The following is a 25,896-nucleotide window of genomic DNA, read 5'->3' on the forward strand; positions in this document are numbered from 1 at the left end:
CATACCAAAACGGCTGGAACCTAGGCAACGAATGAATATCGATATACTGTGTCGTGTCATCTTGTTGAGTAAGGCATCCCTTCAAAAAAGGCTGCTAGTCAATGAGCGCGAGATCGCGCAGGATGGCGTAAAGACTCTCCACTTCAATTGGCTTTGGCAAATAAGCTGCCGCACCGCCTTTATAATACGCCTTAACCACGGTCTTAGGGTCGTTGAGGGCCGTGACCATAATCACTTTTGCCTCCTCGGAAGCGGAAATGCCCACATCATGTTCTATAGCGCGGATTTCTTTGAGCGCCTGATGCCCATCTTTGTTGGGCATCATGATATCCATGCACAACAAATCATATGGGCGCCCTTCATCCAAAGCTTGCCGAAAACTCTGCACGCACTCCACCCCGTCGTTGGCGGTATCGCACTCACCAAAATCCGACAGAAGTGCCGTCAAAAGCTTCCGGCTGGTAAATTCATCTTCAACAATCAAAATTCGCATTTATCCTCCCCGAGACCAACCGAATGGCTACACCATCCATCTCGGAAACACAACGCAGACAATAAACGACAACCCATACGAGCACAAGGGCATGATAATTCCTGCACAACTGAAAGAGCTAAACCTTGCAAGCTACCGAATTGCAACGTAGTAAGGGACCTCCAGCATTCGCTGAAAACCTGCTTGGAGAAAACATGATTTTAGAAAATATTCCGATGTTCCTGGCTGACTTTTTTGACTTTCTCAACGACCCGATGTGGCGCGCTTGGCCCTTCAACTCCGGCTATGGGGAACACATCCTCCCTGCCATCGCCCGCATGGTCTTCGTCGCCCTGATTTTTGGCGTCATAATCTTATTCCTCAGAGCCCTATATGGCCCCAAAGGTATCTTCCGCGACAAAGAAATGGAACGGGAAGCTGAGGAGCTGACCCGTAAAGAACGTGCAGAGGTAGAAAAGCAGTTCGCCAATGGCGAGATATCTGAGATGGAGTATAAAATGAAAATGCACTCTCTTAGAGATTAATCATGCCTCTTTCCGAACACATTGAATTTTTGGAGCAAGTCGCAACTTCACAAATGGGGGACGACGAAGACGTCAACCGACTGCTTCAGTTCAAGCTCGACCACTCTTTTAAGGTACTTGATAACGCCAAGGCCATCATTGAAAGAGAAAAGATAGCAGGCCGCCGTGCCGAATTATGCTCCATCGCCGCTCTTTATCATGACATTGGACGTTTTGATCAGTTTGCCCGGTTCAAAACCTTCAATGACCGCGAATCCGTCAACCATGGCCGCTTAGGTGTACTGACACTTCGTAGCCTTTTTCTACCTGGTGACTTAACAGCAAACGAATGGCGACAGGTTCGTTTTTCCATCGGGCAACACAATGTCAAAAGCATTCGGTCGACTCTGCCCAAACGGATTAACACCATCACAAAGATTGTCAGAGATGCTGACAAGCTGGATATCTTTCGCCTCATGATCATGCACTTCACCAGTGAAACTCCTGACCCTGTGATCACATTTGGTAAAGACATGTCGCCCGACAAATACACCGACGAAATCTATGATGATGTATATAATGGCAGAATCGGCGACTATAGCCGTATTCAGTACGCCAACGACTTCAAGTTAATTGCCGTTGGCTGGCTAAATGACCTCTACTTTCCGACGTCCTTCAACCTGTTGAAAAAGCGAGGGCATTTAGACAGTATTTTTTCGTTATTACCAAAAAACGAAAAAATACGGCTACTTGAAGAAAAAGCTAACAATTTCATGCATTATAAAATGAATCACTCCTCTTGATCTCCTGAGATCAACCACTTAGACACAATAGAGGAGCCAACAACAGACTATGCCGCAAAAGAAAGACAGCAAGGCGTATGGCAGCTTTCGGAACGTTATCATCCTCACCAACGTGGATGTTCACGCCAAGCGAGACCTCGCCACCATCAAAATTTTCGGACCGCTCAAGGTCAAAATATTCACCACCGGCGTGGAGGCCGTTGACTATATTTCTGAGAATCATGTGGATCTCGTCCTTTGTGACTCTTCTCTGGATGATATGACTGGCATTAAATTCTGCCAGATCGTTCGGAAAAACATGGCGGGTCGTCCTCTGCCCATCATCATGGTTACTTTGGAAAACCGAAAAGATCACGTTCTCGACTCCATTGCCGCAGGCTGTCTTGGCTACGTTTTACGTCCATATTCATTGGATACCTTTGAAAAATATCTCATTCTTGCGAACCAACTCGATAACTACCCAGAAATTGAGGAAATGGAACTCAAAGAAGCCAAGGACATGGTGGAACGAGGAGATTTCGATGACGCTATCGAAGCCTTCGAAGAGCTCATCTCGTATCAGGACGAAGCTCAAAAGTACTACGATATGGGCTGCCAGTTCATGGTTCAGGGTAAATACGGCAAGGCCATTGTCTCCTTCAAAAAAGCAGTCAAGATCAACGATCTCTTTGCAGAGGCCTACAAAGGGCTGGCTGATGCCTACAAAGGCAAAGGTGACATGGAGGCATGCAAGAAATTCCTCAAGAAAGCAGCTGACGTGCACGCGCAGTTTGACCGGCTTGAAGAAACCAAGACCCTCTTCATCGAAATCCTCAAATACGATTCCGATACCCCCAATCCATTCAACACGTTGGGAGTCAATCTTCGTAAACAAGGCGATTACCCCGGAGCGCTACACGCATACCAACAAGCCTTGGAACTAACTCCCAACGACGAAAACATTTACTTCAATATGGCTAAAGCTCTCTACTTCATGGGACGCCTTGAAGAAGCATCGACTCAGGTGGATCAATCACTACAAATGAACCCCGAGTTCCGAGAAGCCAACAAGCTATTCCAACGAATACACGGAAAGCCATGGGTCCCGGCAAAGGGGCAAACCATACGTCCACGCCCTGCTACCGACGGGGCCAAGGAATCCGCCAAGGACCTCGACCCCTAATTATCTTCTGCCGGAGGTGTCATGCTTTCGGAGACCAGCCTCCGAATCGGCTCATTTCTTACCGTGCTCATCATTATGGGGGCGTTAGAAACACTATGGCCAAGACGGGTCCTTGATGCTCCCAAGTTACAACGCTGGTTCACCAACCTCTCCATGGTTGGGATAGCCTCTGTCCTGACACGTATCCTTCTGCCGATTATGCCTGCAGGGCTGGCAGTTTACTGCTCCAATCACAATCTGGGACTTTTTCAAATCATAGAACTACCAGCTCTGTTCACTTTCATCCTCTCAGTACTTTTTCTTGATTTGATTATCTATTGGCAGCATGTGGCATTTCATAGTCTTCCGCTCTTGTGGCGGCTACACAGGATGCACCATGCAGACCTCAACATTGATGCAAGCACCGGCATTCGCTTCCACCCTATCGAAATCCTTCTGTCCATGTTCCTAAAACTCTTAGCGGTCCTGACATTGGGGCCTCCTGCAGCAGCTGTGATTACCTTTGAAATCCTGCTTAATGGCTGCGCCCTGTTTAATCACGCCAACGTCCGACTTCCGCTGCATGTTGACCGCTGGCTTCGTTTGCTGATGGTCACTCCTGACATGCACCGTGTGCACCACTCAACCGATGCAGGAGAGTTCAATACGAACTACGGTTTCAACTTTCCCTGGTGGGACAGAATATTTCACACATACAAGGCCCAACCGGACCTCGGCCATGAAGGAATGCAAATTGGTCTGAAAATCTATCGAGAACCACGCTACAGTCGGTTACTTGAGATGTTGACCATGCCGTTTAAATAATTTCTGTACATATTGTCGAGAATGATTATCATGTAAGCTCCTACTTCAAATTCACAGGAGGCACGTATGTCCGACTCCACAATTTATGACGTAGTTATACTAGGATCTGGCCCCGGCGGCCTTCAGGCGGCAATCCATTCAGCACGCAAAAAGGCCAAAACGCTTATGCTCGGACGACTCGACAACTCAAGCCTCTACTGGGCGCACATTGAAAATTATTGCTGCCAGTTTGAGATCACAGGCGAAGAGATTCTCAATACAGGTCGCCAACAGGCCACCAGCTTTGGGGCAGAAATCCGCGATGAGGATGTTCTGCAGATTGAGCCCGACGGTAAAATATTCAATCTCAACATTGAATCCGGCGAAGTTATCCGTGCCAAGTCCATCATTCTAGCCACCGGTTCCAGCCGCAACAAACTTAAGGTCCCCGGAGAAAAGGAGTACCTCGGCAAAGGCGTCAGCTACTGCGTTGATTGCGATGCAGGATTCTACCGGGATGAAGTCGTGGCAGTAGCCGGTTGCCGAAGTGCAGCTGCTGGTGGAGCCGTTGCACTGACCAACTTCGCCAGTGAGGTCCACCTTTATTGCGAAGAGCTGGACGTAGCAGAAGGTTTGCGCGAGCAACTCTCTACCACAGGGGTTAACCTTCACGAAGGCGTCAAGATAGAGGAAATCCTTGGTGAAGACAGCGTGACAGGCGTCCGTCTCGATAACGAGACCACCCAGCAAGTAAGCGGTGTATTCATTGAACTGGGGGCTAAGGGAGTATTGGAGTTAACCGCCATGCTCGGTGTCCAATTGGATGACTCCATGAAGTACATTGAAGCAGATAAAAAGCAACGCACCAACGTACCCGGCATTTATGCTGCAGGAGACATTTGCGGGCCCCCGCTTCAAATGGCCAAGGCTGTAGGCGAAGGGTGCGTAGCAGGTATCGAAGCTGCAACCTACTCTAAGAAATTGGAAATGTAGCCATTAGCCTAGCATATTACAGACGAGGGATGCCGCAGCAAACCTGCGCTTCAACAAAATCAGCGATCCGTGCGCGAGCATCCTTTTCTTCAGGCTTGAATTCAAGAACGGCGTAGCGTTCGCCGTTCTTGATGAAAGCATTTCTGATTACGCACTCCACAGAATACCCATCCCCCACATCAAACGGGTGAAAAGTCAGGCGCACATCTCTATCGGTTTCTTGGACAAATGGCGCAAGTCCCCCATTTAGAAAGCGAACTCGAGAACAGGAAGCTGACATATCCTCCACAACGGCCTCAGCAGCCCGCTCTCCTTCTACAACAACGGCGGGAAAGCGGCACGAGCATCGTGGCTCAGAACGCTCCTCAGCATCAAATGTATCGTCAGGGCCAGCTATTTCGACAATAGAATTGGGTTCAAGGCCGCCACTCAAAACTTGGGATTTGAAGCCTTGGAGAGAACCTTCGTATGCGAACCGAACCAAGACGCTACGATCTGTACGCAAGCGCTCCACTACCGGAGGAGTAATCGGGGAATAGATCATGAGATGACCGTTCTTTTTCACATCAGTTACGATGCTCAAAAAACGGTCGCCAAACGTCGAGAATTCTATGAGAACTTTATCCCCGGCAGCCAGATCGATCACGGACACCTCCCAATTTCCTTCAGGATATCCCATGGTCATTTTTCGAGCTATTATATATACGATCCCCATGACAACTTTCACGGAGTTGACGCAATGCACAAATTCTTAAGGGGCATGGGCATGATCGCCTGGGTCGGATGCGTGCTGACGCTTATTTATCAGGGGTTAGTCTGGGGCGTCACAGCATCATGGACAAATCTCTCACTCATGGATGTGTCCAGCACACTACTAGGCATTGATCTGGCAACACTCATCCAGGAAATGCCCATCGATTATGCTGTAAAAGCCACATACGTTCTCATCACCACAGACCTCGCAATCGGCTTGTGGTGGGCAGGTATAGCTTTCTTTGCAATGGCCGTAATCAGCAAAGTGGTCTTCAATAAATAGCTAGACCTGTTCTGCGGTTTGTGCCGAAAAGACTTTCTCTTCAGGCCTAACCAGCAACAATCCTCCCACAACAGCGGTAAATGGAGCGACGGTCACCAGCCCAAAGCTACCAACAAGGGTTTTGAGCACTTCTGCGGCCACATAGATAAAATTGAAGGTTGATCCGAGAGGAATCCCTTGAGCCATAAAAGACATAAGCAAAGTCACGTACCCACCAGAGTAGGCCAATAACAACGTAGTGGTCATGGTGCCAACGACCGCGCGTCCCACACGAATACCAGACCAGACAGCTTCCACACGCGAAATGCCGGGCTTCTTTTCCACGACCTCACGCATGCTTGCCGCTACGTCCATTGCCAAGTCCATAACCGCACCAGACGACGCAAGGAAGACTCCTGCAGTAAATATCTGAGCCAGATCAAGGTGATTGTACCCGACGTATAGAAGAGTCTCTGCAAAGGGCATGACTGCACCATGAATGTGAAAAGCCTTTGTAAAGTATACTGCAAGCACGCAACTGGATAACACGCCAAGCAGTGCGCCAAGAAAAGCTGTAACTCCGGTTCGATTCACGCCAGCGACCAAAAAGATCACAACGGCACTGAGCGCGGCCACCACGCCTAATGCGAGCCACACTGGAGGCACGCCCTTCAGTAACAGCGGCACCAACACTTTCCAGATAGTCATTCCTGTAAACACAAAAGAAAGCAAAGCCTTGAGGCCGGTACGGCCGCCAAACAGAATCAACAAGCCAGCAAACAGACCCAACAGAATCATCTCCAGACCAAGCCTATAGTGCGCCTGCGGATTCACGAAAATCACACGACCATCACCATCCAACGTAAGAATGACGTAGGCAGCATCCCCCTCTTTAAACAACTTGTCCCGGTCGAGCTGTCCCATGAGTTGGTTATGAGCGTCGAAACGTTCTCCCTTGAACTTCCCGTCAAGGATCTTCAGGTCCAATTCCTGCTCCCCTTTCTGGATGAGCCCAAAATTCTGGATATTAGCGTTATCCACTGTCAAGATACGCGCTTTGCATCGCACCGCATCGTCATCCTTATTTTTCTCAAACCCAGTGGGCAGAAAATATAAGAAAACTGTCAGGACAGAAAAAGTCAGGACAAGAAGCCAATCTCTTTGTTTACCGCTGCTAGAATACATACGCCCTTCAATAAAGATGTAGGCGGACCGCTTGCACGATCCGCCCATTAATGGATTACTACTAATTGGAAGCGACCTTGAATTTACCGAATTCCACATACTGGGGTTTGGCCGGAAGGCCCATCACCTGCATAATCTTCTTGGCAATATCAGTGTTGTCATAACTACCATTAAACATTTCGCTCCCCACACCGATGGCGGAGGTGGAAACAGGCACACCAGTGTGCTTGTAGGAGGTCCAGCCGAGGCCGGCCTTCTGGTTCAGCACGTGTGTAATAGATACGGCCATGGGATCATACTCTCCGTAGAGCAGATAAGCTTCGCCCTTGGCTTTCTCATCGCCTTTCATGGAACGCTCAAATGCAGCTTTCAGCTCGGCAACCTGGTAATCTGCCAGAACCAGAGGGTCGGTTTTGGCATCGCCTTGGAACTTAAGACCGAACTGAGCAGTGATGATCTTCTGCATGTCAGCAAAAGAACCATTCTTCTGCTTGAAATCTACCATGATTTCATCGGTAAACTTCTGAAAGGAGACCTTCTGCTTACCCAAAATATCGAAGTGGGAACCATACTTGGTACCAGCAAAACCAAGAGTAAGACCACCACATTCGTGGTCACCAGTAACAACAATCAAAGTATCCTTCGGGTGCTTATTGTAGAAGTTCATGGCAACCTTGACGGCATTGTCAAAGGCAATGGTGTTGGTGATGGAAGCGGTGGCATCGTTAGCATGACAAGCCCAGTCAATCTTGCCACCTTCAACCATCATGAAGAAACCCTTGGAGTTATCGAGCATCTCGATACCCTTTGCGGTAAACTCAGGCAGCGTGATGTCTTTCTTGGTCATATCCATGACGTAAGGCAGAGCCTTGCCGTCCTGAAGCCATTCGTTCCAAGCAATGACTTTGCCGTCGCCGGGCTTGATGGCCTGAAAGTCCTTCTTATTGGTCACTACCTTATAGCCATTGGACTTAAGCTTGCTGAGGGCATCGCCCATGGGAGCCTTAGACTTCTTACCTGCAGGGTCCTTGAGCCCACCACCAGCAAAATAATCGAAACCAGACTCAGCCAGAGCGTGGTCGATCTCATGGTACATCTTGCGAGTCTTCACGTGGGCGTAGAAAGCTGCAGGAGTAGCGTGATCGATGGAGACACTGGAAACAATACCAACTTTCTTTCCCTGCTCGCGAGCCATCTCAGCAAGAGTCTTAACGGGCTTAAAGTTCTCATCCACACCAATATAGTTGATGTTGGTTTTGATACCACTGGCCAGAGAAGTGGCGGAAGCGGCAGAACCGGTTATGAATCGATTATTGGCAAAAGTAGTGGTGATACCCTGAGCAGGCATCGTGTCGATAACAAGCGGCTTGCCTGTGTAGGCAGCAGTGGCGGCACGCTGCGGCAATCCCATCCCATCACCAACAAAAAGAAAAACGTACTTGGCGTAATTGCCTTTGGCTTCAGCTTGGACAGGAGCAAAGGCTATACCCATCATCGCAATCAGAAACACACTCATTACAAGAGCCAACGCCCCTTTGTAATCCTTTCCAAAAAAACGCATTGCAAACCTCCTCATGGTTTAACAAAATTCAATTTTTAATGCGCTCATTTGTACGCCTGTCGCGTTACGATCAAATGATCGTTTCTTCATTCGAAGTTACGCAGTCGTTACAGAATGGGAACAAAACGCTCATCTGGGTGAACCCAACACATTTTCCGTAAAATTTAGTTGGTTGTGGACTTGACGGCTCATTTTCAGCTATAAGACCCCATTACGTAAAAATCCGAGGTTTGTTCATTGCAAAGACGTTACCTGCCTATTTTCATACTAACCGGAATCCTCTTTGCCACGGCACTGATTGGATATCTCGTCCCCGCCCATTCTGACGGACCACCGGTCCGCACTCTGCTGGAGAACAAGGGCGGCAAGGTCCTTTTCACGCACAAAGCACACATTGAATTGGAAGAGAATAATTGCGCATACTGCCATCATACTTCCGGCAATGATCAACAACCGCCACGCTGTGCGGACTGTCATGCCAAGAAGTTTGATGAGGCATTCGTTGAAAGGCATCAGGAAGAGATAGACGACAAATACTGTAAGACTTGTCATCACCCCGGTGCAATCATCGACAAATTTTCTCATCAGGACCACGCTGAAGATTATGTGGAAGACGACTGTGAAGCATGTCACCACGATCCCTCTGTGGAACCTGCTCCACAAGCTTGCTCCAACTGCCATGAGCAGGAAGGCTCAGAGAAAGTGCCGACCAATCTGAGAGAAGCCAACCATGCGCGTTGCGCTGATTGCCACGACGATATGTACAAAGACGGCCTTAAGGGGTGCACCAACTGTCACACTCGACAGATGGCCAAGGACGAGAATCCTAATCCACAAGCATGCTCCGATTGCCATACTCAACCTCTGGACCAACTCGTGCCCAACACAACTGCAGCTTTCCACGGCCAGTGCATGGGATGTCACGAGGAACAGGGCAGTGGCCCATTTGGCGATGACGCTTGTTACCAATGTCATATGAAATAGGGGACCGAACGATATGACTACATTCAGCTTCAGCCTGCTCACCGGCGAAACCGGTCCTCTCGTCAAAGGGAATGAACCTCCCGAACTGAGAGTTCCCATCCACATGCACACGATTTTACCTTCTCCAGGAGATCAGGTGTTAGCCGGGACGAAAATCGCAACGGCCAACATCTCCGGTTTGGGCGATGTTCATGCGCCTTCATCGGGCACGATTAAGGAGATTGCTGACGACCATATCCTTATTGAGGTGACTGGAGAAGACCGCACTCAAGTGGAAAAAGTTCCGATGGAAGACGTTAATGTTCGCAAATGGCTTCGGGAACAAGGAATAAATGTAGGCTCCCTCTACCGTGCGACGACCTTAATCATCAATGCAGTTCCTCCAGAGCCGGGCATTTCAATGTACGAACCATTGTTACGAGACTATCGTAAAACCGTCGAACTGGGACTTGAGACAGTTAAACGAATTGTCACGCCATCAAAGATGTATTTGGTAACTGCAAAGGGAAACCGCGCCAATGCATTCCCCAATTGCACCGTCACCCATGTATCTCCAACATACCCGAACGGCCTCGATCCAATGGTTATTAGAGCCGTAACGGGCCAAGAAGTTCTACTCGGGACCAAACCTGCGGAAGCAGTGCTCTTGTCAGTGCGAGATCTCTTTTTCATCGGCAAAGTTGTTGAAACCGGGCGTCCCTTGACAGAAACTGTCATGACCATCGGAAGTCAGAATCATCTCATAAAGATTGGCACCCCCGTTGGGTGGCTAACACAGGAAGCCGGTGCAGCTGTTCAGCCGGGCGACCGCGTCATACTCGGTGGCCTTATGCGGGGCATGCCTGCTCTCAACCTTCAGCAAGGCGTCGACAAAGACACTACTGGGCTGATGTTGATTCGAAACGGGGAAGGGTTGAATCCCACGGATAACTTCTGCCTGGGATGCGGAGAATGCGAACGTCACTGCCCTGCCCGGATAATGCCTGGCATGCTCAGCCGTTGTTCCGAATTCAAACAATACGATCGTGCGGAGGATTTCCACATTCATTCATGTATTGAATGCGGCATTTGCGGATATTGGTGCAAGGCCCAACGCCCCCTGCTTCAATATATCCGGCATGCAAAGTATGAGCTGGCACTTCTAAGACTCCCCAATCAGACAGACGAAGCTATCTCTCACGAAACCAAAGAGGCACACGGAGGTGAACGATGATCACCAAACCGATCCAGCCTATACTCACCGTAGCTGTCGCGCCACACGTTCACTGTGGTCGGACCATCAAAGGCTACATGATGGAAACCATTCTGGCATTGTTCCCAGCGATAGCTATGGCCATTGTCGCCTTTGGCATGGGCGCCATCCGGGTAATGGCTCTCTCCTGCGCCGTGGCAATTCTCAGTGAGGCCATTTGCAATCACATAACCAAACGAGAACTATCCATTGATGATCTAAGTGCTATCCATACTGGGCTGCTCTTTGCCTTCCTCTTGCCAGCCTCAGCTCCATGGTGGCTAGTGGCAATTGGTGCAACTTCTTCCATCGTTGTAGGTAAGATGATCTTTGGAGGCTTGGGCGGCAACCCGCTTGCATCTCCGCTTGTAGGATGGGCCATCTGTCGAATTTCCTGGGGCGATTTCATGGACACCAATGCAACCATGCTCATGTCCGAACTGCCTGCTCCGCTCCAACAGCTCAAATTCTTCGGCGTCGAATCAATACAATCACTGGATACAACTTCCCTTATCCTTGGCAAACAACTCGGCGGATTAGGCGAAGTTCAGATTGCAGCTTTACTGGCTGGAGGCGTATTCCTCCTTGTCAGGAAACACATCACTTGGGAGATCCCTACAGCCTTTGTTGCAGGGGTGCTGGGAACAGCCTACATCTATCAACTAATTGATTCGACCGGATATGCTCCGCCACTGTTCCACTTATTGTCAGGCGGTACCATCTTCGGTGCAATCTTCCTGGCCACCGATCCGGCCTCATCCCCCATAGGCAAAATTCCCCGTCTGCTATACGGCCTCATGGCTGGAACTATGGTCATCATAATACGTGTTTATGGCATTTACCCAGACGGTGTTCCCTTCGCCATTCTACTGGCGAATCTCTTCACCCCTCTTCTGGATCGCATCCGACCAAAACCGTTTGGTGGCCCTTACCATCTCACAAACGAAAACGAGGATTAAGATATGCGAGATATGCTGAAAATGGTCCTCGTACTGTCGCTTATCTGCGGCATATCCGGATTGACACTGGCTACAGTTCGTGAAGCCACGAAGAACCGCATCGAAGAACAGGTTCTGACCTATGTTCAAGGCCCTGCCTTGGCGCAAGTCTTTACGGACTATAACAACAACCCGGTTAAAGATCGTAAGACGTTTGATACGGCCGATGGTCCCATTACAGTCTTTCCGGCATTAAAGGACGGCAAACTTACTGGTGTCGCCTTTGAACAGTTCAGTGGTGGCTATGGCGGTCCCGTCGGCGTGATGATTGGACTATCGGTAGACGGCTCCAAAGTGGAAGGCATAGGCATCACCACCATGAAAGAAACACCTGGGCTTGGTGCCCGCGCCAGCGAAGCCGACTACCGCGATCAATTCCGCAATCAACCTGCAAACGACATCGCCCTGACAAAAGATGGTGGCAAAATTCAGGCAATATCCGGTGCCACCATTACTTCTGTTGCAACCGTCACTGCGGTCAACAACGCCATCAAGATTTTTCAGCAACTCAAGGACAAGCTCCCCACGGCCTGGGGTTCCTAGGAGATTAATATGAGTAGATTATGGAAGGAATTCTCCAAAGGCCTGTGGAAAGACCTGCCGCCGTTCAAGCTCGTACTTGGACTCTGTCCAGTGCTGGCAGTAACAAAGACGGCCTACAATGGTTTCGGTATGGGCATGGCTGTTATTTTCGTATTGGCCCTATCCAATATGCTGGTCTCCATGCTGCGAAAACTCATCCCAAGCAAAGTCCGTATCGCTTGCTTCATCGTCGTGGCCGCATCACTCGTAGTATGTGTGGAACTTCTGATGCAAGCCTTTGCCTACCCGCTTTATCAACAGCTCGGCATCTTTGTTCCATTGATTGTTGTTAACTGCATCATCCTTGGTCGGGCCGAAGCCTTCGCATCCAAAAACCCTGTTTACCTTGCAGTTGCTGACGGTTTGGGCATGGGCATAGGCTTCACCATCTCACTGACTCTTCTCGGCTCCATTCGGGAAATCTTCGGATACGGCACTTGGTTCGGCATGCACCTCTTTGGCGATTGGTTTGAACCCTTCACCTTCATGGTGGAAGCTCCCGGCGCATTCGTCTGCCTCGGCCTGATGCTGGCGGGGATGAACGCATTCACCAACTGGCAACGTAAAACTCGCGGCCTTGATGCAATAGAAGGCCCGGTTCACGACTGCAAGACTTGCGGCATGTGTGCCCAAAAGCCCACGGTGTAAGGAGACAGCATGGATTACTTCGTACTCGTCATCGCCGCCATCTTCGTCAATAACATCGTATTGGCGCAATATCTCGGCAACTGTCCTTTCATCGGAACCTCCAAAGATTCAGGTGTCGCGATCGGCATGGGATTGGCCGTCGTCTTTGTTGCAACCATGGCCGCCTCAATTACATGGTGCGTTCAGAAATATCTCCTTGGCCCTAATGACCTCGCCTATCTCCAGACCATTTGCTTCATTCTGGTTATCGCAGCGCTGGTGCAGTTCGTAGAGATGTTTCTGAAAAAGGTTATCCCGCCACTCTACAAATCCCTTGGCATATTTCTACCTCTGATCACCACCAACTGTGCGGTGCTGGGTATTGCCATCATATGTCAGCGCGAAGAATACACTTTGTTGGAAACCGTCATCTTTTCCATTGCCTCTGGTGCTGGTTTCATGCTCGCGCTGGTTGTACTGGCAGGTATTCGCGAACGACTAGACTTGGCACGCGTACCAGTCAGTCTCAAGGGAACTCCCATTGCCCTGATCATGGCCGGACTCATGTCCCTTGCTTTCTTCGCCTTCAAAGGCATGGCCTCATAGGAGTATATGAATGATCACATCATCCGTTCTCGTCCTCCTCGGCATTGGCTTTACGGCAGCAGTCATTCTGGCTGTGGCTTCAAAGCTTCTCTATGTCTATGAAGATCCACGAATCGCCCAGGTTGAGGCAGTCTTGGCTGGAGCAAACTGCGGCGGTTGTGGATATCCCGGCTGCGCAGGTGCGGCTCAAGGCGTAGTGGAAGGTAAAGCAGGAGCCACAGTTTGTGTCATCGGCGGCGACGAAGTCGCAACCAATGTTGCGGAAATCATGGGACTTGAATTCTCATCCATGGAAAAACAAATCGCCTTTGTCGATTGCACTGGCGGTACCCGCGCAGAAGAGACATACGACTACAAGGGTGTTCCCGATTGTCGTGCCCAGCACATGCTATACAGCGGTAACAAAATGTGTCCCGAAGGTTGCCTCGGTTATGGGACTTGCGTCACAGCCTGCCAATTCGGCGCCATTGAAATGGGCCCCGACGGCTACCCTGTTGTTGACCCCATTCTCTGCACAGCTTGCGGTGGTTGCGCCCAGGTTTGCCCACGTGGTGTCATCACTATCTGGGGAATGTCTGCCCGCATTACTCATCTCAACCTCGAGACAGACTGCCTCGCCCCATGCCGTCAGCGCTGCCCCGGCCAGATCAATATTCCACGCTATATTGAACAAGCATCTCGTGGAGATTATGCAGGAGCGCTGGAGACTATTCGCGAACGCATCCCCATGCCTCTTTCTATTGGCCGCGTCTGCCCACACCCCTGTGAAACCCAATGTCGCCGCGGACATGTAGACGAGCCCATCGGTATCAACATGATCAAACGATTCGTGGCAGACCAGGAAATGAATTCAGGTACTCGCTTACCCATTCCCTGCGCCCCTGACACAGGACGTCGCATCGCCATCGTAGGCGGTGGCCCTGCTGGTATTTCCTGTGCCTATTTCCTGCGCCGTCTGGGACACCATCCCACCATTTTTGAATCCATGCCCAAACTGGGCGGACAACTCCGATACGGTATCCCCGAATATCGCCTGCCCAAAGATATTCTGGACTGGGAAATTCAAGGCATTCTTGATCTCGGTATCGACGTTAAATGCAATCAGTTTTTCGGTAAGGACTTCAACCTCAGCAGTCTTCGAGAAGAAGGCTACGAGGCGATGTTCCTTGGCATTGGTGCATGGATGAATATGACCTTGCGTATTGAAGGGGAAGACGCAAAAGGCGTGGAGACTGGTACAGAGTTCCTGACCAAAGTAGGACTTGGAGTGGAAACAGGTATTGGCAAGAAAGCCGTTGTCATCGGCGGCGGCAACACTGCCATTGATACGGCGCGCTCCGGCGTACGATTTGGTGCCCATGTAACCATGATGTACCGCCGCACTCGCGACGAAATGCCCGCCAACATCGAAGAAATCGTTGGTGCTGAAGAAGAAAACGTCAACTACCTATTCCTGGCCGCACCCAACCGGATAATAAGTGACGATAATGGCCGAGTGACTCACGTCGAATACATCAAAATGGAATTAGGTGAACCAGACGAATCCGGACGTCGTCGTCCTGTCCCCATTGAAGGATCGGAATCTCTCATCGAGTGTGACACGGTATACACAGCCATCGGTCAGAAGCCGGAGCTGAGCTGCCTTTATGATGACAATGGCGCATGTGATCTTGAAGAAACCCGCTGGCGCACTTTGGCAGCACATCCGGACACTCTGCAAACCGCTCTGCCCGATGTTTTTACCGGTGGCGACATGCACACCGGCCCAGCGCTGGTCATTACCGCTCTTGGCGAAGGCCGCAAAGCCGCTCGCTCAATCCACCAGTACCTGACAGACGGCGCACCTCACTACTCCAGCAAACTCCAGAGGGAAATGATTCCCTACACCATCTTTACAGATGTCCCGGACGTTGGAATTCGTTCTAAACCCAAAATGCCGCACCTTGTTGAATGCGACGAGCGGACCTGCACATTCAAGGAAGTGGAAGGCACTCTCACAGAAAAGGAAACCAAAGAAGAAACCTGTCGCTGCCTGCGCTGTGGACTCACCTGTTACAACCGAGATCTTCAAGAAGGACAGGAGTGTACCGCCAACGAATGCGTCAAGACTCCCTAAAAAAAGACTTGCAAACCAAAAACGTTACATATATATGAAATCTCCTGTCGCGGCGTAAGTCACTTCAGGAGACCTAAGTGGGCGATTAACTCAGTTGGTCAGAGTGCCATCTTCACACGGTGGAAGTCACAGGTTCAAATCCCGTATCGCCCACCACTATGCATACAAAACCGGCAGTCAGTTATCTGGCTGCCGGTTTTCTTTTGTAAGAAACGGATTGAGTGCTTTCGAGAAAATTTAGCCCATGATATGAAAAGCAAAAACAAACGGAGTTCTTCATGAAAAAAGCATTACTCTTTGCCTGCATTTCACTAGTGTTTTGCTTTGCTGCAAACGCTTTCGCTCAAAGCGACATATTGCGAATGCGTAGAATGGCCGATTCCGAATTTCGCATTGCCGAAAAGGCATTCAAAGAGGCTGAAACTGAATATGGTCCAGCCCTGACAGGAATACCTGCTGAAGAAAAAATGGTATTGTGTAAAAGAATTCGCACAGCCCTTTACGACAATCGAGTACAATACAACTTTGAAGATTTAATTGCTCAGATGAAATACAAAAGACAGATTCAAAAACTGGAATCGTATCAATCTGCAGCCAACTGCGGGAATTAGGCAAAAGCGACTTTGACCCTGATAAAACTCTCTGGATCATTATCAAGTTTACTTAGCCCGTCTCCTGACAAGAGATGGGCTTTATTCTTTTGAATCAACTCTCCCAGCTCGGCATGACTGATCTCAATGCCGCGGGCCAGGATATCTGTTCCAGTCTTGGTGACCAGTGTACTGAATATCTTCATAAACACGCGAATACTCTGTTCTGAAGCAGTGTCAGCATCATCGTCATGACATGAAATGTCTTTTCGAAACGACTTGTAGGGATTGTCGCGTCCCATAACAATGCCCACCAAACCAGGCATTGCCCCTCCAAGCGCGAGCTTGTCACCTTCCTGGACATGAACCTCATCAATTCCATCTACCGGACTATTATTGCGAAAAATGGTTCGCACATCCTCATCGATGAAATCAAAATCATACCCGAGTTTCGACATTATGAATTCCCGAACCGTCAAACCGGAAGGGCCTCGTAGAAAAAACCCCTTCTGCAGTATGAATTTCCAAGCAGGAAGCGCATCTGCACTCATCACTACATCCAGACATTCGACATTATTCATTTTTTGCTCCTTGCTGGATTTCACATACCACAAATAACCCCAAGTATCATTATGCCTACCTAAGCATAGTCCATTGTTTTCTTTGACAAAATTTCTTCACGTCATGTATATAGTTTCTGTTTCAAGAGATGAATTAACAGGCATCTGTTCGCAAGTGCCTGTAACCAAAACCAAGTTGAGGATTGTTATGGCAAGAATTCTTAGAATCAACACCCGCACCAAATCGTATTCCTTTGAGGAAGTAGGCCCGTATGTCAATCTTGGCGGTCGCGCTTTGACCTCCCGCGTGATCAACAAGGAAGTTCCAGCCGACTGTCATCCTCTGAGCGCAGAGAACAAACTTGTTATCGCAACCGGTCTGCTGGGCGGCTCCACCGCTGCAAACTCCGGTCGTGTGTCCGTTGGAACCAAATCTCCGCTCACCGGCGGCATCAAAGAATCCAACTCCGGCGGCCTGTTCGCCCACAAGATGCCCAAGATGGGCCTTCTCGCCATCATCCTGGAAGACAAGCCCGCAGAGCAGGCTCCTTTTTCCACCATCGTTATTTCTGAAAACAAGGTCGAGTTCAAAGATGCCACTGACATCGTTGGCATGGACAACTACCCCGCCCACGACAAACTGCTCGAAGAATACGGCGACAAACTGGTTGCAGCCATGATCGGCCCCGCCGGTGAAACCGTACGCCAGACTGCTACCATCCAGTTCACCGACCCCTACAAGCGCCCTGCTCGTTCCGCGGGTCGCGGCGGTACCGGTGCTGTCATGGGTTCCAAAAAGATCAAGGCCATCATCCTCGATCCCGCTGTGAATAACAAAGTCACCCCGGCCGACGCAGACTCCTTCAAGGCTTCCCGTAAGACCTGGGTCGAGATTCTTCAGGGCCACCCGGTCACATCCGAAGGTCTGCCCGCATTCGGTACCTCCGTTCTGGTCAACGTCATCAACGAAGCTGGTGCACTGCCCACCAAGAACTTCCGTTACGGTCAGGTTGATCACTCCGCTGAGATCTCCGGCGAAAAGATCGCTGAGATCATCGAATCCCGCAAAGGCAAGACCACCGAAGGTTGTCATGTCGGTTGCGTCATGCAGTGCTCCCAGCAGTACAATGACGACAAGGGCGAATACCTGACCTCTGGTTTCGAGTACGAAACTGTTTGGGCATTCGGCGCCAACGCCATGATCAAAGACATGGACGACATCGCTACCCTTGACCGCCTCTGTGACGAAAAGGGTATGGACACCATCGAAATCGGTAACACCATCGCCATTGCCATGGATGGCGGCATCATCCCTTGGGGTGACGGCAAAGCTGCCATTGAACTGCTCAAGAAGGTCGGCACTGGCGATCCCATGGGCATGATCATTGGTAACGGCGTTGGCTTCGCTGGTAACGCTTTCGGCGTGGATCGTCTTCCCATCGTGAAGAACCAGTCCATGCCCGCATACGACCCGCGCGCTGTTAAGGGTGTTGGCGTTACCTACGCCACCTCCGCAATGGGCGCTGACCACACCGCCGGTTACGGCGTCACCGCTAACGTCCTCGGCGTCGGCGGCACTGTTGATGGTCACAAGAAAGAGGGTAACGTAGAGCTCTCCAAGAACCTGCAGGTTGCTACCGCAGCCATCGACTCCATGGGCTTCTGCCTGTTCGTCGCGTTCGCAGTCCTCGACTCCGAAAACGGTGTACAGGTCATGGCCGACCTCGTGCAGTCCTGGACCGGCAATGACTTCTCCGTTGACGATCTGGTTGCTCTCGGCGCCAACGCCATGAAGGACGAGCAGGAATTCAACGAACGTGCCGGCTTCACCAAGATGGACGACAAGCTGCCTCGTTTCTTCGAAACCGAGCCCCTGCCGCCTCACAACGTCACCTGGGACATCAACGAAGATGAACTTCAGGGTGCCAAGGCCTAACAGCCGAATCACAACGACGAAATCAAAGGCCGGAGATATTTCTCCGGCCTTTTTTTGTTCACATTTTTTTATCATCGCATTGACCCCTTGCGATCAAATGAATAGATTCACTGCATGGGTATCGAAATCAAAATGTTTGCCACACTGGCCAAGTATCTTCCGGAAAATCATGAGGACTACCCCATCGATGCAGGTGAGACCATTCGCTCTCTGATCGAAAAGCTGGGTGTACCTGAAAAGGACGTAACCCTCATGTTTATCAACTCCCTTCGATCTGACCACGACGCAGAGATTAAGGACGGCGATCGCGTCGGCCTGTTCCCGCCGGTGGGCGGAGGCTAAGCTTTATGGCGTCACTTGGTGACCTTCTTCGTCAACAGGCAGTCAATATCGACCTCCCCAAAGGTGGAACAGGCGATATCGTATCTGTTTGTGCAGTTGATGAAATAGCACAACAGTTGAACATGCCCGGCCACACGGTCGAAGCCGAAGCGCTCAAACGAGACATCATTCCCACAAGATATCTCCGCAACATGGATTCCATAACGGCCACTGATCAGATTCAGTTGCTTGAATCGCGCATTGCACAGGTTGGCTTAGGAGGGCTCGGAGGGAACTTACTCGAAATGTTCCTCCGCACAGGTGTCGGGTATATCCGTGGCGCAGATGGTGACACTTTCGAAGAAAGTAATCTCAATAGGCAGTTGCTTTCCATGCCTGACGCGATTGGTATTCCCAAAGCCGAAGCAGCGGCCAAACGCGCAGCAAGTCTCAATTCTTCCACAACTTTTGAAGGACACAACAGTTTCCTGACAAAAGACAACTTACCTGATTTTCTTGAAGGTGCCGACGTTGCTATTGACGCACTGGGCGGCCTCGAAATGCGCCTCGCCCTGCAACAGGCAGCAGCCCAAAAGAACATCCCACTGGTTACCGGGGCGCTGGCAGGTTGGACTGGATATGTTGGCGTGGTGCTGCCCGGACAGGTCGGTCCTGCAAACATCATGGGCGACGACAACGGCGCCGAGGAAAAACTTGGATGCCCTGCCCCCTCCGTCACTTTCATGGCTTCTCTCATGGCTGCCGAAACAGTACGCCTCCTCACCGGCTCAAAATCCCCCCTTGCTGGTACCATTATGGTGATAGATCTCAAATCATTGACGTTTGAAAAAATCACCCTATAGTTCGCCATTCACTTTTTGGTGTCAGACTAAGAGTATTGTGCTTCTGTTGACTTAATACGGCGGCTGCTGCATATATTCGTATTTACCGACTAGAGGATAATACGAAGAAGTCTTTTACTGCGAACAAACAGAGCGCCATGAAACAAAGAGACAAAGCCACGCTTCGCCTTCGGGTCTGGATCGAACAGGAAAATGAAATCTACATAGGCATCGGGAGCACCCTGCTGCTACAACACATCGAAAAACTTGGCTCTTTACGAAAAGCCGCCGAAGAACTGGGTATGTCTTACAGACGTGCATGGGGCAAACTCAAGAATGCCGAGGAAAGAATCGGCCGCCCGCTAGTTGAGAAGACAAAGGGCAAAGGCCAACGATTCAATTTGTCGCCTTTCGGCAAAGAGCTGATGGAAAAATTCCTGCAATTCTATGTTGATGTAGAGGATTACGCCACAAAACGGGCATCCGAAGTACTCGAAATGGATACCGTTAAATCCGGCGAATTCTATCGTGACGATACGGAATAATTATTGTGTAAACCTGCAAACTACAACCCCTTGAGGAGATTTGGAATGAAACGCTTCTACTCTGTTGCTCTGGCTCTCGTCCTCACCGTGGCGCTGGCCGTGCCCGCAATGGCAGGCAAAACCCTGATGATGGCAACCACCACTTCCACCGCTAACACTGGTCTTCTGGATGAACTCATCGTTCCTCAGTATAAAAAAGACACTGGCGTTGAGATCAAGTTCGTTGCTGTCGGTACCGGTAAAGCTCTCAAAATGGCCGAAAACTGCGACGTCGATGTCGTTCTGGTTCACGCTCCCGGCGCTGAAAAGAAGTACATGGACAAAGGCGTTCTGGTTGACCGCAAAGAGCTGATGTACAACGACTTCGTTATCATCGGTCCCGCATCCGACCCTGCAGGCGTCAAAGGCATGTCCGTTACCGACGCTCTGAAGGCTATTGCTGCCAAGAAAGCTCCCTTCACCAGCCGCGGCGACAACTCCGGTACCAACAAGAAAGAAATTTCCCTGTGGAAGTCTGCTGGCATGGCAGTTCCCGAAAAGCAGGACTGGTACGTTCAGACCGGTCAGGGCATGCTCCCGACCATCAACATCGCCAATGAAAAGCAGGGCTACACCATGACTGACCGTGGCACCTACATCAAGTATTCCCACACCAACGGCGGCAACCCGCCTCTGAAGGTGCTCGTGGAAGGCGACAAGGTGCTGTTCAACCAGTACTCCGGCCTGGCTGTTAACCCCAAGCACTGCAAGGACGCTCAGTACGAAATGGCCAAGCAGTTCATCGCATGGATGGCATCTCCCGCCACCCAGAAGGCAATCGGCGAATTCAAGCTCTTGGGTATGAAGCTTTTCATTCCCAACGCTAAGTAATCCGAGTATGAGTCTTGCCGGGGGGACGCCAAGTCCCCCCCGGATTAAGGATTACAAATGGATTATCTGATTCAAGGCTTCATACAGGGATTCGTTCTCCTCTTCACAGGCAACGCCGAAACTTACTCCGCGATTTGGGCGACAGTAGCGGCTTCCACCATCTCAATGGTATGCAGCCTCGCCACCGGCATCCCCCTCGGCTTTCTCCTCGGTCATAAAAATTTTCCCGGTAAAAAGGTTGTCCGAACCATCGTGGACACCCTGCTCTCTTTCCCTACAGTTGTTATCGGTCTTCTCGTCTATGCGTTCCTCACTCGAAATGGACCACTTGGCAGTACAGGCCTCTTATTCACCCTTCCCGGTATGGCCATGGGGCAGACGTTGCTCGGGCTGCCCATCATCATAGCGATGACAGCCAATGCAGTGGAAGGTCTGGACAAACGCCTTCCCATGACCCTCACGACACTGGGTGCCAACCCAAGGCAGATTCTTTGGGCCACGGTCATGGAGGCCCGTTTCTCCATCATGCTTGCCGCCATGGCCGCTTACGGACGCATCGTATCTGAGGTCGGTATCTCTATGATGGTGGGCGGCAACATCAAGTGGCACACCCGTACCATCACCACAGCCATCGCTCTGGAAACAGGTAAAGGCGAGTTTGCCGTAGGCATTGCGCTCGGCATGGTACTCCTCACAGTGGCACTGCTGGTAAACATTTTTACTTCTGGACTCAAGAAGAAGGCAGTGCATTAAATGGCGACTCCAATTATATCTCTCAATAACATCCGACAGGAGTACGCTGGACGCACCGCCCTTTCCATCGACAAGTTGGACATTGAACCTGGGAGCATCATCGGTTTGGCCGGCCCCAATGGTTCAGGCAAATCCACCCTGCTACGCATGCTTGCTTTTTTGGATGCCCCTTCCCATGGAACCATAAAATTCATGGGAGCCAAAACATCCATCAAGCTCGGCGCAGTCCATAGACAAGTCACACTGATGGTACAGGAGCCCTACCTGCTCAAGCGAACTGTCCACGCCAATGTGGCATACGGACTCAAAGTGCGTGGAAAATCGGACAAGACGACAAAAGTCCATAACGCGCTGATCATGGTGGGCTTGGAACCTGAAAAATTTGCTGACAGACAGTGGTATGAACTTTCCGGTGGCGAAGCACAACGCGTGGCACTCGCCGCTCGACTGGTGCTCAAGCCACGCGTGTTACTAATGGACGAACCCACAGCCAGCCTTGACGTCAAGAGTTCGGCCTTAATTCGCCAAGCAGCACTCAGCGCACGTGACAAAAACGGCACCACCTTGGTCATCGCCAGTCACGACCTGCCATGGCTGGCAGAAGTAAGCGATAAGACCATTCATTTGGAAGACGGCAAAATCACCGATATTAATTAGGACAGACTGGAGAGAACCATGAAGGCAGTATCCATCGTCGGCCCCAAAAATTCGGGCAAGACAACCCTTGGTCTGCAGCTCGCAAAGCAGTTTAAAGAAATGGGCCTGACCGTGGCAGCAGCCAAGTTCAGCCATCACGGTATGGACTGGAAACAGGACACTGACACCGCTCAATACGCTAAAACCTGCGACACGGTGGCAGGCTTAGGCCCAAGCGAAACTTTTGTCCATTGGACAGATAAACGCTTTCTCCCAGATATCCTTCCTCTTCTTACCGCTGATGTTCTGATCGTTGAAGGCGGTAAATCTCTGGGCTACCTCCCACGCATTCTTTGCCTGTATGGAGACCTCTCCGATGGCACAGACTGGCTATCTCCCGAGTTGGCCATTGCGACCTACGGAGACGAGACCATTGATGGGATTCAGGCCCATAATTCCATCAAGGAGTTAGCGGAAACGGTGCTTGAAAAGGGATTCTTTCTCCCCGGAATGGACTGTGAGACCTGCGGACGACCGGACTGTAAAGGTCTGGCAGTCGATATCGTGAAAGGGCTCGTCACCCCTGACGCATGTTTAGCCCTCAAAAATTCCATTTCTGTGGACATCAATGGTGCTCCATTGGGCATGAAACCTTTTGTGGAAGACATTGTATCTGCCGCTATCCGCGAGATGATTCGCACCTTGAAAGGATACTCTCCGGGCAAGGCTACCATCAAACTGGACGTATAATGCGCATCGTACTTTTTGAGCCGGAGATTCCCCCTAACACCGGCAATATTGCTCGTCTGTGTGCTGCCACAAAGACCCCGCTTCATCTCATAGAACCGCTAGGTTTCAAGATCGATAACAAACACCTCAAACGTGCAGGGCTTGACTATTGGCCTCATGTTGATGTGACAGTGCATCCTGATTTCGATCACTTCGTGAATACCGTAAATCCACCACGTATGGTTATGGCCAGCACCAAGGCCGCTACCCCACATCATCGATTTGAGTTTCATCCTGACGATGCAATCGTAATGGGCCCTGAGACTCGGGGACTGCCAGCAGAGATGATGGAGCAATACCCTGTTGGGGTACGTATTCCCATTTGGGGCGAAGTAAGAAGCCTCAACCTCTCCACTGCCACAGGTATTCTTCTTTTCGAAGCCCTTCGCCAGACTGATTTAATCGTAGATTAGCTGACTGCAGCTTGTTTTTTTCTGCTGCGAACTGTATTGTTGCGCTGGCGAAAAAATGCCCACAATACGATAACCAAAACACTCACATAACCATATGAAATTACTTGTTACCGGCGGCTGCGGCTTCATCGGCACCAACTTCATCCGCCTTATGCTCGCGAAGCATCCGGACTGGTCCATCACCAATCTGGACAAGCTCACCTATGCAGGCAACCGACTGAATCTGTTGGACCTGGAAGAAAACGAAAACCGCTACGACTTCGTTCAGGGCGACATTTGTGACCGCGACCTGATCATGGATCTGCTCGACGGCAACAAAGTGGACGCCGTGATCAACTTTGCGGCGGAATCCCATGTAGACCGCTCCATCAATGATCCTTCTCCGTTCGTCGTCACCAATGTGCAGGGAGCGCAGAACCTGTTGGAATGTGCCCGCCAACGCAAGATTGATCGCTTCGTACACATCTCAACGGATGAGGTGTATGGCACTCTCGGCGACGAAGGCAAATTTGAAGAGACCACTCCGCTTGCACCGAACTCCCCCTACTCTGCCAGCAAGGCAGGTGCAGACATGATGGCACGAGCGTATTTCGAGACATACGGTTTCCCAGTGCTCGTTACTCGCTGTTCCAACAACTACGGTCCATACCAGTTCCCAGAGAAACTCATTCCGCTGATGTACATGAATGCCTTGGCTGACAAGCCCCTGCCTGTATATGGCGACGGCCTCAATGTTCGTGACTGGATTTACGTGGACGACCACTGCCTTGGAGTTGAATTGACTCTGCTCAAAGGCCGAGAGGGCCAAGCATACAACTTTGGTGGAGACGCGGAAGAGACAAACATCAATGTGGTCAAAACCCTCCTCTCCGTTGTGGGCAAACCTGAATCTCTCATTACCTACGTCAAAGACCGCCCCGGCCATGACAAGCGTTACGCCATGGACTTCACTCTTGCCGCCGACGAACTTGGCTTTGCTCCTACGGTGAATTTCGAAGAAGGACTCAAGAAGACCATCGAATGGTACAAAACCAACGCCACTTGGCTGGAACAAGTCCAAAGTGGTGAATACCGCAATTTCATGGATACCTGGTACGAGGAGCGTTCCTAATGGACCTTCAAGGCAAGCGAGTAGTCATCTTCGGAGGCAAGACAGGCCTGCTTGGCCAGTCCTTAACCAAAGCCCTGACCAGCACAGGAGCCAAAGTCTATCCGCTTTCCAGCAAAGACTGTGATCTTCTTGAGCCTGTTGAGGTGGAAAAGCTGCTCAACAGACGTGATCCGGACCTCATTATCAATGCGGTTGCATACACAGCCGTGGACTTGGCGGAAGACGAAGAAGAGGCCGCGTTTGCCCTCAATGCGACTGCTCCGCAATTGCTGGCAGCCGAGGCCATTCGAAGAGGTATTCCCTTTGTCCACTACAGTACGGATTTCGTCTTCAAAGGCGACTCTGAGACACCCTACACGGTATATGATGAAACTGGCGCTTTTAGCGTTTACGGCATCAGCAAAGCTGAAGGGGAACGAAACCTTTTAGCTCTGGGTTACGAAAAGACTTTGATCATTCGCATCTCATGGCTTTTCGGTCCGGGGAAAATCAATTTCGTGGAGAAGATTCTCTCCTTGGCTGAGGAGCGTGACACCCTCAGTGTCGTCGACGATCAGACAGGTTCACCCTCCTACGCTCCAGATGTGGCAACCAATACGGTCAAATTACTGGAGCATGACGCAACAGGCATTTATCACCTCGCCAACTCTGGCGACACCACATGGTATGGCCTTGCTTCCGCAGCAGTCGCCTTGACAAATATTGACTGTGATGTGCAACCCGTTCCATCCAGCGCATACCCAACCAAAGCGACTCGCCCCAGATACTCTGTTCTGGATCTCGGACGCTTTACTCAGGCTACAGGCGAAACGCCAAGACACTGGAAAGAAGCCCTAGAAGAGTATGTAAAAAAGGAACTGAAGAAGTAATAAAAGAGGAAGCCTGACC

Annotated in this window: 30 protein-coding genes and 1 tRNA gene; 26 read left to right on the forward strand and 5 right to left on the reverse strand. The window is 50.6% G+C overall.

Annotation, left to right across the window (positions count from 1 at the left end; all coding sequences use genetic code 11):
• Positions 1 to 94 precede the first annotated feature (94 nt).
• A complete protein-coding gene (locus HFN16_RS16910; RefSeq protein WP_168891860.1) occupies positions 95 to 493 on the reverse strand; it encodes a response regulator in 399 nt (132 codons plus the stop codon).
• A gap of 125 nt (positions 494 to 618) precedes the next feature.
• Between HFN16_RS16910 and HFN16_RS16915 the strand changes: the two genes are divergently transcribed.
• The 5 genes from HFN16_RS16915 (at position 619) to HFN16_RS16935 (ending at position 4,737) form a co-directional block, all read left to right on the forward strand.
• Positions 619 to 1,017, forward strand: coding sequence for an SHOCT domain-containing protein (locus HFN16_RS16915; RefSeq protein WP_247648374.1), 399 nt, complete (start codon positions 619 to 621; stop codon positions 1,015 to 1,017).
• Between the two features lie 2 nt (positions 1,018 to 1,019).
• Positions 1,020 to 1,799 carry an HD domain-containing protein gene (locus HFN16_RS16920; protein WP_168891861.1) on the forward strand — a complete coding sequence of 260 codons (780 nt, stop codon included), beginning with the start codon at positions 1,020 to 1,022 and terminating at the stop codon, positions 1,797 to 1,799.
• A gap of 49 nt (positions 1,800 to 1,848) precedes the next feature.
• Positions 1,849 to 2,961, forward strand: coding sequence for a tetratricopeptide repeat protein (locus HFN16_RS16925; protein ID WP_168891862.1), 1,113 nt, complete (start codon positions 1,849 to 1,851; stop codon positions 2,959 to 2,961).
• Between the two features lie 21 nt (positions 2,962 to 2,982).
• Positions 2,983 to 3,765 carry a sterol desaturase family protein gene (locus HFN16_RS16930; RefSeq protein WP_168891863.1) on the forward strand — a complete coding sequence of 261 codons (783 nt, stop codon included), beginning with the start codon at positions 2,983 to 2,985 and terminating at the stop codon, positions 3,763 to 3,765.
• Positions 3,766 to 3,831: 66 nt separating this feature from the next.
• Complete coding sequence (locus HFN16_RS16935) at positions 3,832 to 4,737, forward strand: FAD-dependent oxidoreductase (RefSeq protein WP_168891864.1); 906 nt, start codon at positions 3,832 to 3,834, stop codon at positions 4,735 to 4,737.
• Between the two features lie 16 nt (positions 4,738 to 4,753).
• Here HFN16_RS16935 and HFN16_RS16940 read toward each other — a convergent pair whose 3' ends face one another.
• Positions 4,754 to 5,383: a PilZ domain-containing protein gene (locus tag HFN16_RS16940; protein WP_168891865.1), complete on the reverse strand. Its 630-nt coding sequence runs from the start codon at positions 5,381 to 5,383 to the stop codon at positions 4,754 to 4,756.
• A 93-nt stretch (positions 5,384 to 5,476) separates the two neighbouring features.
• On the opposite strand from HFN16_RS16940, the gene HFN16_RS16945 reads away from it, so the two are divergent.
• Positions 5,477 to 5,773 (forward strand): potassium:proton antiporter, encoded by a 297-nt coding sequence (locus HFN16_RS16945; RefSeq protein WP_168891866.1) that lies wholly within the window; start codon positions 5,477 to 5,479, stop codon positions 5,771 to 5,773.
• Here HFN16_RS16945 and HFN16_RS16950 read toward each other — a convergent pair whose 3' ends face one another.
• Positions 5,774 to 6,937, reverse strand: coding sequence for a YibE/F family protein (locus tag HFN16_RS16950; protein WP_168891867.1), 1,164 nt, complete (start codon positions 6,935 to 6,937; stop codon positions 5,774 to 5,776).
• Positions 6,938 to 6,998: 61 nt separating this feature from the next.
• Entirely contained in the window at positions 6,999 to 8,432 is a 1,434-nt protein-coding gene (locus tag HFN16_RS16955; protein WP_247648509.1) for an alkaline phosphatase, read from the reverse strand.
• 303 nt (positions 8,433 to 8,735) lie between these two features.
• Here HFN16_RS16955 and HFN16_RS16960 point away from each other — a divergent pair, with 303 nt between their 5' ends.
• From HFN16_RS16960 to HFN16_RS17000, 9 genes are all read left to right on the forward strand, one after another.
• Complete coding sequence (locus HFN16_RS16960; RefSeq protein WP_168891869.1) at positions 8,736 to 9,482, forward strand: cytochrome c3 family protein; 747 nt, start codon at positions 8,736 to 8,738, stop codon at positions 9,480 to 9,482.
• 13 nt (positions 9,483 to 9,495) lie between these two features.
• Positions 9,496 to 10,695 carry an electron transporter RnfC gene (locus tag HFN16_RS16965; protein ID WP_168891870.1) on the forward strand — a complete coding sequence of 400 codons (1,200 nt, stop codon included), beginning with the start codon at positions 9,496 to 9,498 and terminating at the stop codon, positions 10,693 to 10,695.
• Positions 10,692 to 11,672 carry an RnfABCDGE type electron transport complex subunit D gene (locus tag HFN16_RS16970; RefSeq protein ID WP_168891871.1) on the forward strand — a complete coding sequence of 327 codons (981 nt, stop codon included), beginning with the start codon at positions 10,692 to 10,694 and terminating at the stop codon, positions 11,670 to 11,672. Before HFN16_RS16965 ends, HFN16_RS16970 begins: the two co-directional genes overlap by 4 nt.
• Positions 11,673 to 11,675: 3 nt before the next feature.
• Complete coding sequence (gene rnfG / locus HFN16_RS16975; protein WP_168891872.1) at positions 11,676 to 12,254, forward strand: RnfABCDGE type electron transport complex subunit G; 579 nt, start codon at positions 11,676 to 11,678, stop codon at positions 12,252 to 12,254.
• Between the two features lie 9 nt (positions 12,255 to 12,263).
• The gene (locus HFN16_RS16980; RefSeq protein ID WP_168891873.1) at positions 12,264 to 12,941 is read left to right on the forward strand and encodes an electron transport complex subunit E; all 678 of its coding nucleotides are present in this window, start codon (positions 12,264 to 12,266) and stop codon (positions 12,939 to 12,941) included.
• 9 nt (positions 12,942 to 12,950) lie between these two features.
• Complete coding sequence (locus tag HFN16_RS16985) at positions 12,951 to 13,526, forward strand: RnfABCDGE type electron transport complex subunit A (RefSeq protein WP_168891874.1); 576 nt, start codon at positions 12,951 to 12,953, stop codon at positions 13,524 to 13,526.
• A 10-nt stretch (positions 13,527 to 13,536) separates the two neighbouring features.
• The gene (locus tag HFN16_RS16990; protein ID WP_168891875.1) at positions 13,537 to 15,642 is read left to right on the forward strand and encodes an FAD-dependent oxidoreductase; all 2,106 of its coding nucleotides are present in this window, start codon (positions 13,537 to 13,539) and stop codon (positions 15,640 to 15,642) included.
• Positions 15,643 to 15,721: 79 nt separating this feature from the next.
• Positions 15,722 to 15,798 (forward strand) — tRNA-Val (locus HFN16_RS16995).
• 122 nt (positions 15,799 to 15,920) lie between these two features.
• Positions 15,921 to 16,253: a hypothetical protein gene (locus HFN16_RS17000; RefSeq protein ID WP_168891876.1), complete on the forward strand. Its 333-nt coding sequence runs from the start codon at positions 15,921 to 15,923 to the stop codon at positions 16,251 to 16,253.
• Here HFN16_RS17000 and HFN16_RS17005 read toward each other — a convergent pair.
• A complete protein-coding gene (locus tag HFN16_RS17005) occupies positions 16,250 to 16,813 on the reverse strand; it encodes a hypothetical protein (protein ID WP_168891877.1) in 564 nt (187 codons plus the stop codon). The genes HFN16_RS17000 and HFN16_RS17005 overlap by 4 nt on opposite strands.
• 187 nt (positions 16,814 to 17,000) lie before the next feature.
• Between HFN16_RS17005 and HFN16_RS17010 the strand changes: the two genes are divergently transcribed.
• From HFN16_RS17010 to rfbD, 11 genes are all read left to right on the forward strand, one after another.
• On the forward strand, positions 17,001 to 18,728 hold the full coding sequence (locus HFN16_RS17010; RefSeq protein ID WP_168891878.1) for an aldehyde ferredoxin oxidoreductase C-terminal domain-containing protein: 1,728 nt from the start codon (positions 17,001 to 17,003) through the stop codon (positions 18,726 to 18,728).
• A gap of 114 nt (positions 18,729 to 18,842) precedes the next feature.
• Positions 18,843 to 19,070: a MoaD/ThiS family protein gene (locus HFN16_RS17015; protein ID WP_168891879.1), complete on the forward strand. Its 228-nt coding sequence runs from the start codon at positions 18,843 to 18,845 to the stop codon at positions 19,068 to 19,070.
• A 5-nt stretch (positions 19,071 to 19,075) separates the two neighbouring features.
• Positions 19,076 to 19,912, forward strand: coding sequence for a ThiF family adenylyltransferase (locus tag HFN16_RS17020; RefSeq protein WP_168891880.1), 837 nt, complete (start codon positions 19,076 to 19,078; stop codon positions 19,910 to 19,912).
• 137 nt (positions 19,913 to 20,049) lie between these two features.
• On the forward strand, positions 20,050 to 20,436 hold the full coding sequence (locus HFN16_RS17025; protein WP_168891881.1) for a LysR family transcriptional regulator: 387 nt from the start codon (positions 20,050 to 20,052) through the stop codon (positions 20,434 to 20,436).
• 45 nt (positions 20,437 to 20,481) lie between these two features.
• On the forward strand, positions 20,482 to 21,306 hold the full coding sequence (locus HFN16_RS17030) for a substrate-binding domain-containing protein (RefSeq protein WP_168891882.1): 825 nt from the start codon (positions 20,482 to 20,484) through the stop codon (positions 21,304 to 21,306).
• Positions 21,307 to 21,363: 57 nt separating this feature from the next.
• Positions 21,364 to 22,059 (forward strand): ABC transporter permease, encoded by a 696-nt coding sequence (locus tag HFN16_RS17035; RefSeq protein ID WP_168891883.1) that lies wholly within the window; start codon positions 21,364 to 21,366, stop codon positions 22,057 to 22,059.
• A complete protein-coding gene (locus HFN16_RS17040; RefSeq protein ID WP_168891884.1) occupies positions 22,060 to 22,716 on the forward strand; it encodes an ABC transporter ATP-binding protein in 657 nt (218 codons plus the stop codon). It begins immediately after the preceding gene.
• Between the two features lie 18 nt (positions 22,717 to 22,734).
• Complete coding sequence (locus tag HFN16_RS17045) at positions 22,735 to 23,445, forward strand: molybdopterin-guanine dinucleotide biosynthesis protein MobB (protein ID WP_168891885.1); 711 nt, start codon at positions 22,735 to 22,737, stop codon at positions 23,443 to 23,445.
• Positions 23,445 to 23,897 carry a tRNA (cytidine(34)-2'-O)-methyltransferase gene (locus HFN16_RS17050; protein WP_168891886.1) on the forward strand — a complete coding sequence of 151 codons (453 nt, stop codon included), beginning with the start codon at positions 23,445 to 23,447 and terminating at the stop codon, positions 23,895 to 23,897. The genes HFN16_RS17045 and HFN16_RS17050 overlap by 1 nt, the downstream gene beginning before the upstream one ends.
• A 94-nt stretch (positions 23,898 to 23,991) precedes the next feature.
• Positions 23,992 to 25,008: a dTDP-glucose 4,6-dehydratase gene (rfbB, locus tag HFN16_RS17055; RefSeq protein WP_168891887.1), complete on the forward strand. Its 1,017-nt coding sequence runs from the start codon at positions 23,992 to 23,994 to the stop codon at positions 25,006 to 25,008.
• Complete coding sequence (gene rfbD / locus HFN16_RS17060; RefSeq protein ID WP_168891888.1) at positions 25,008 to 25,877, forward strand: dTDP-4-dehydrorhamnose reductase; 870 nt, start codon at positions 25,008 to 25,010, stop codon at positions 25,875 to 25,877. The genes rfbB and rfbD overlap by 1 nt, the downstream gene beginning before the upstream one ends.
• The last annotated feature ends 19 nt before the right edge of the window (positions 25,878 to 25,896 follow it).

This window comes from Pseudodesulfovibrio sp. zrk46 (assembly GCF_012516435.1).
GTDB lineage: Bacteria > Desulfobacterota > Desulfovibrionia > Desulfovibrionales > Desulfovibrionaceae > Pseudodesulfovibrio.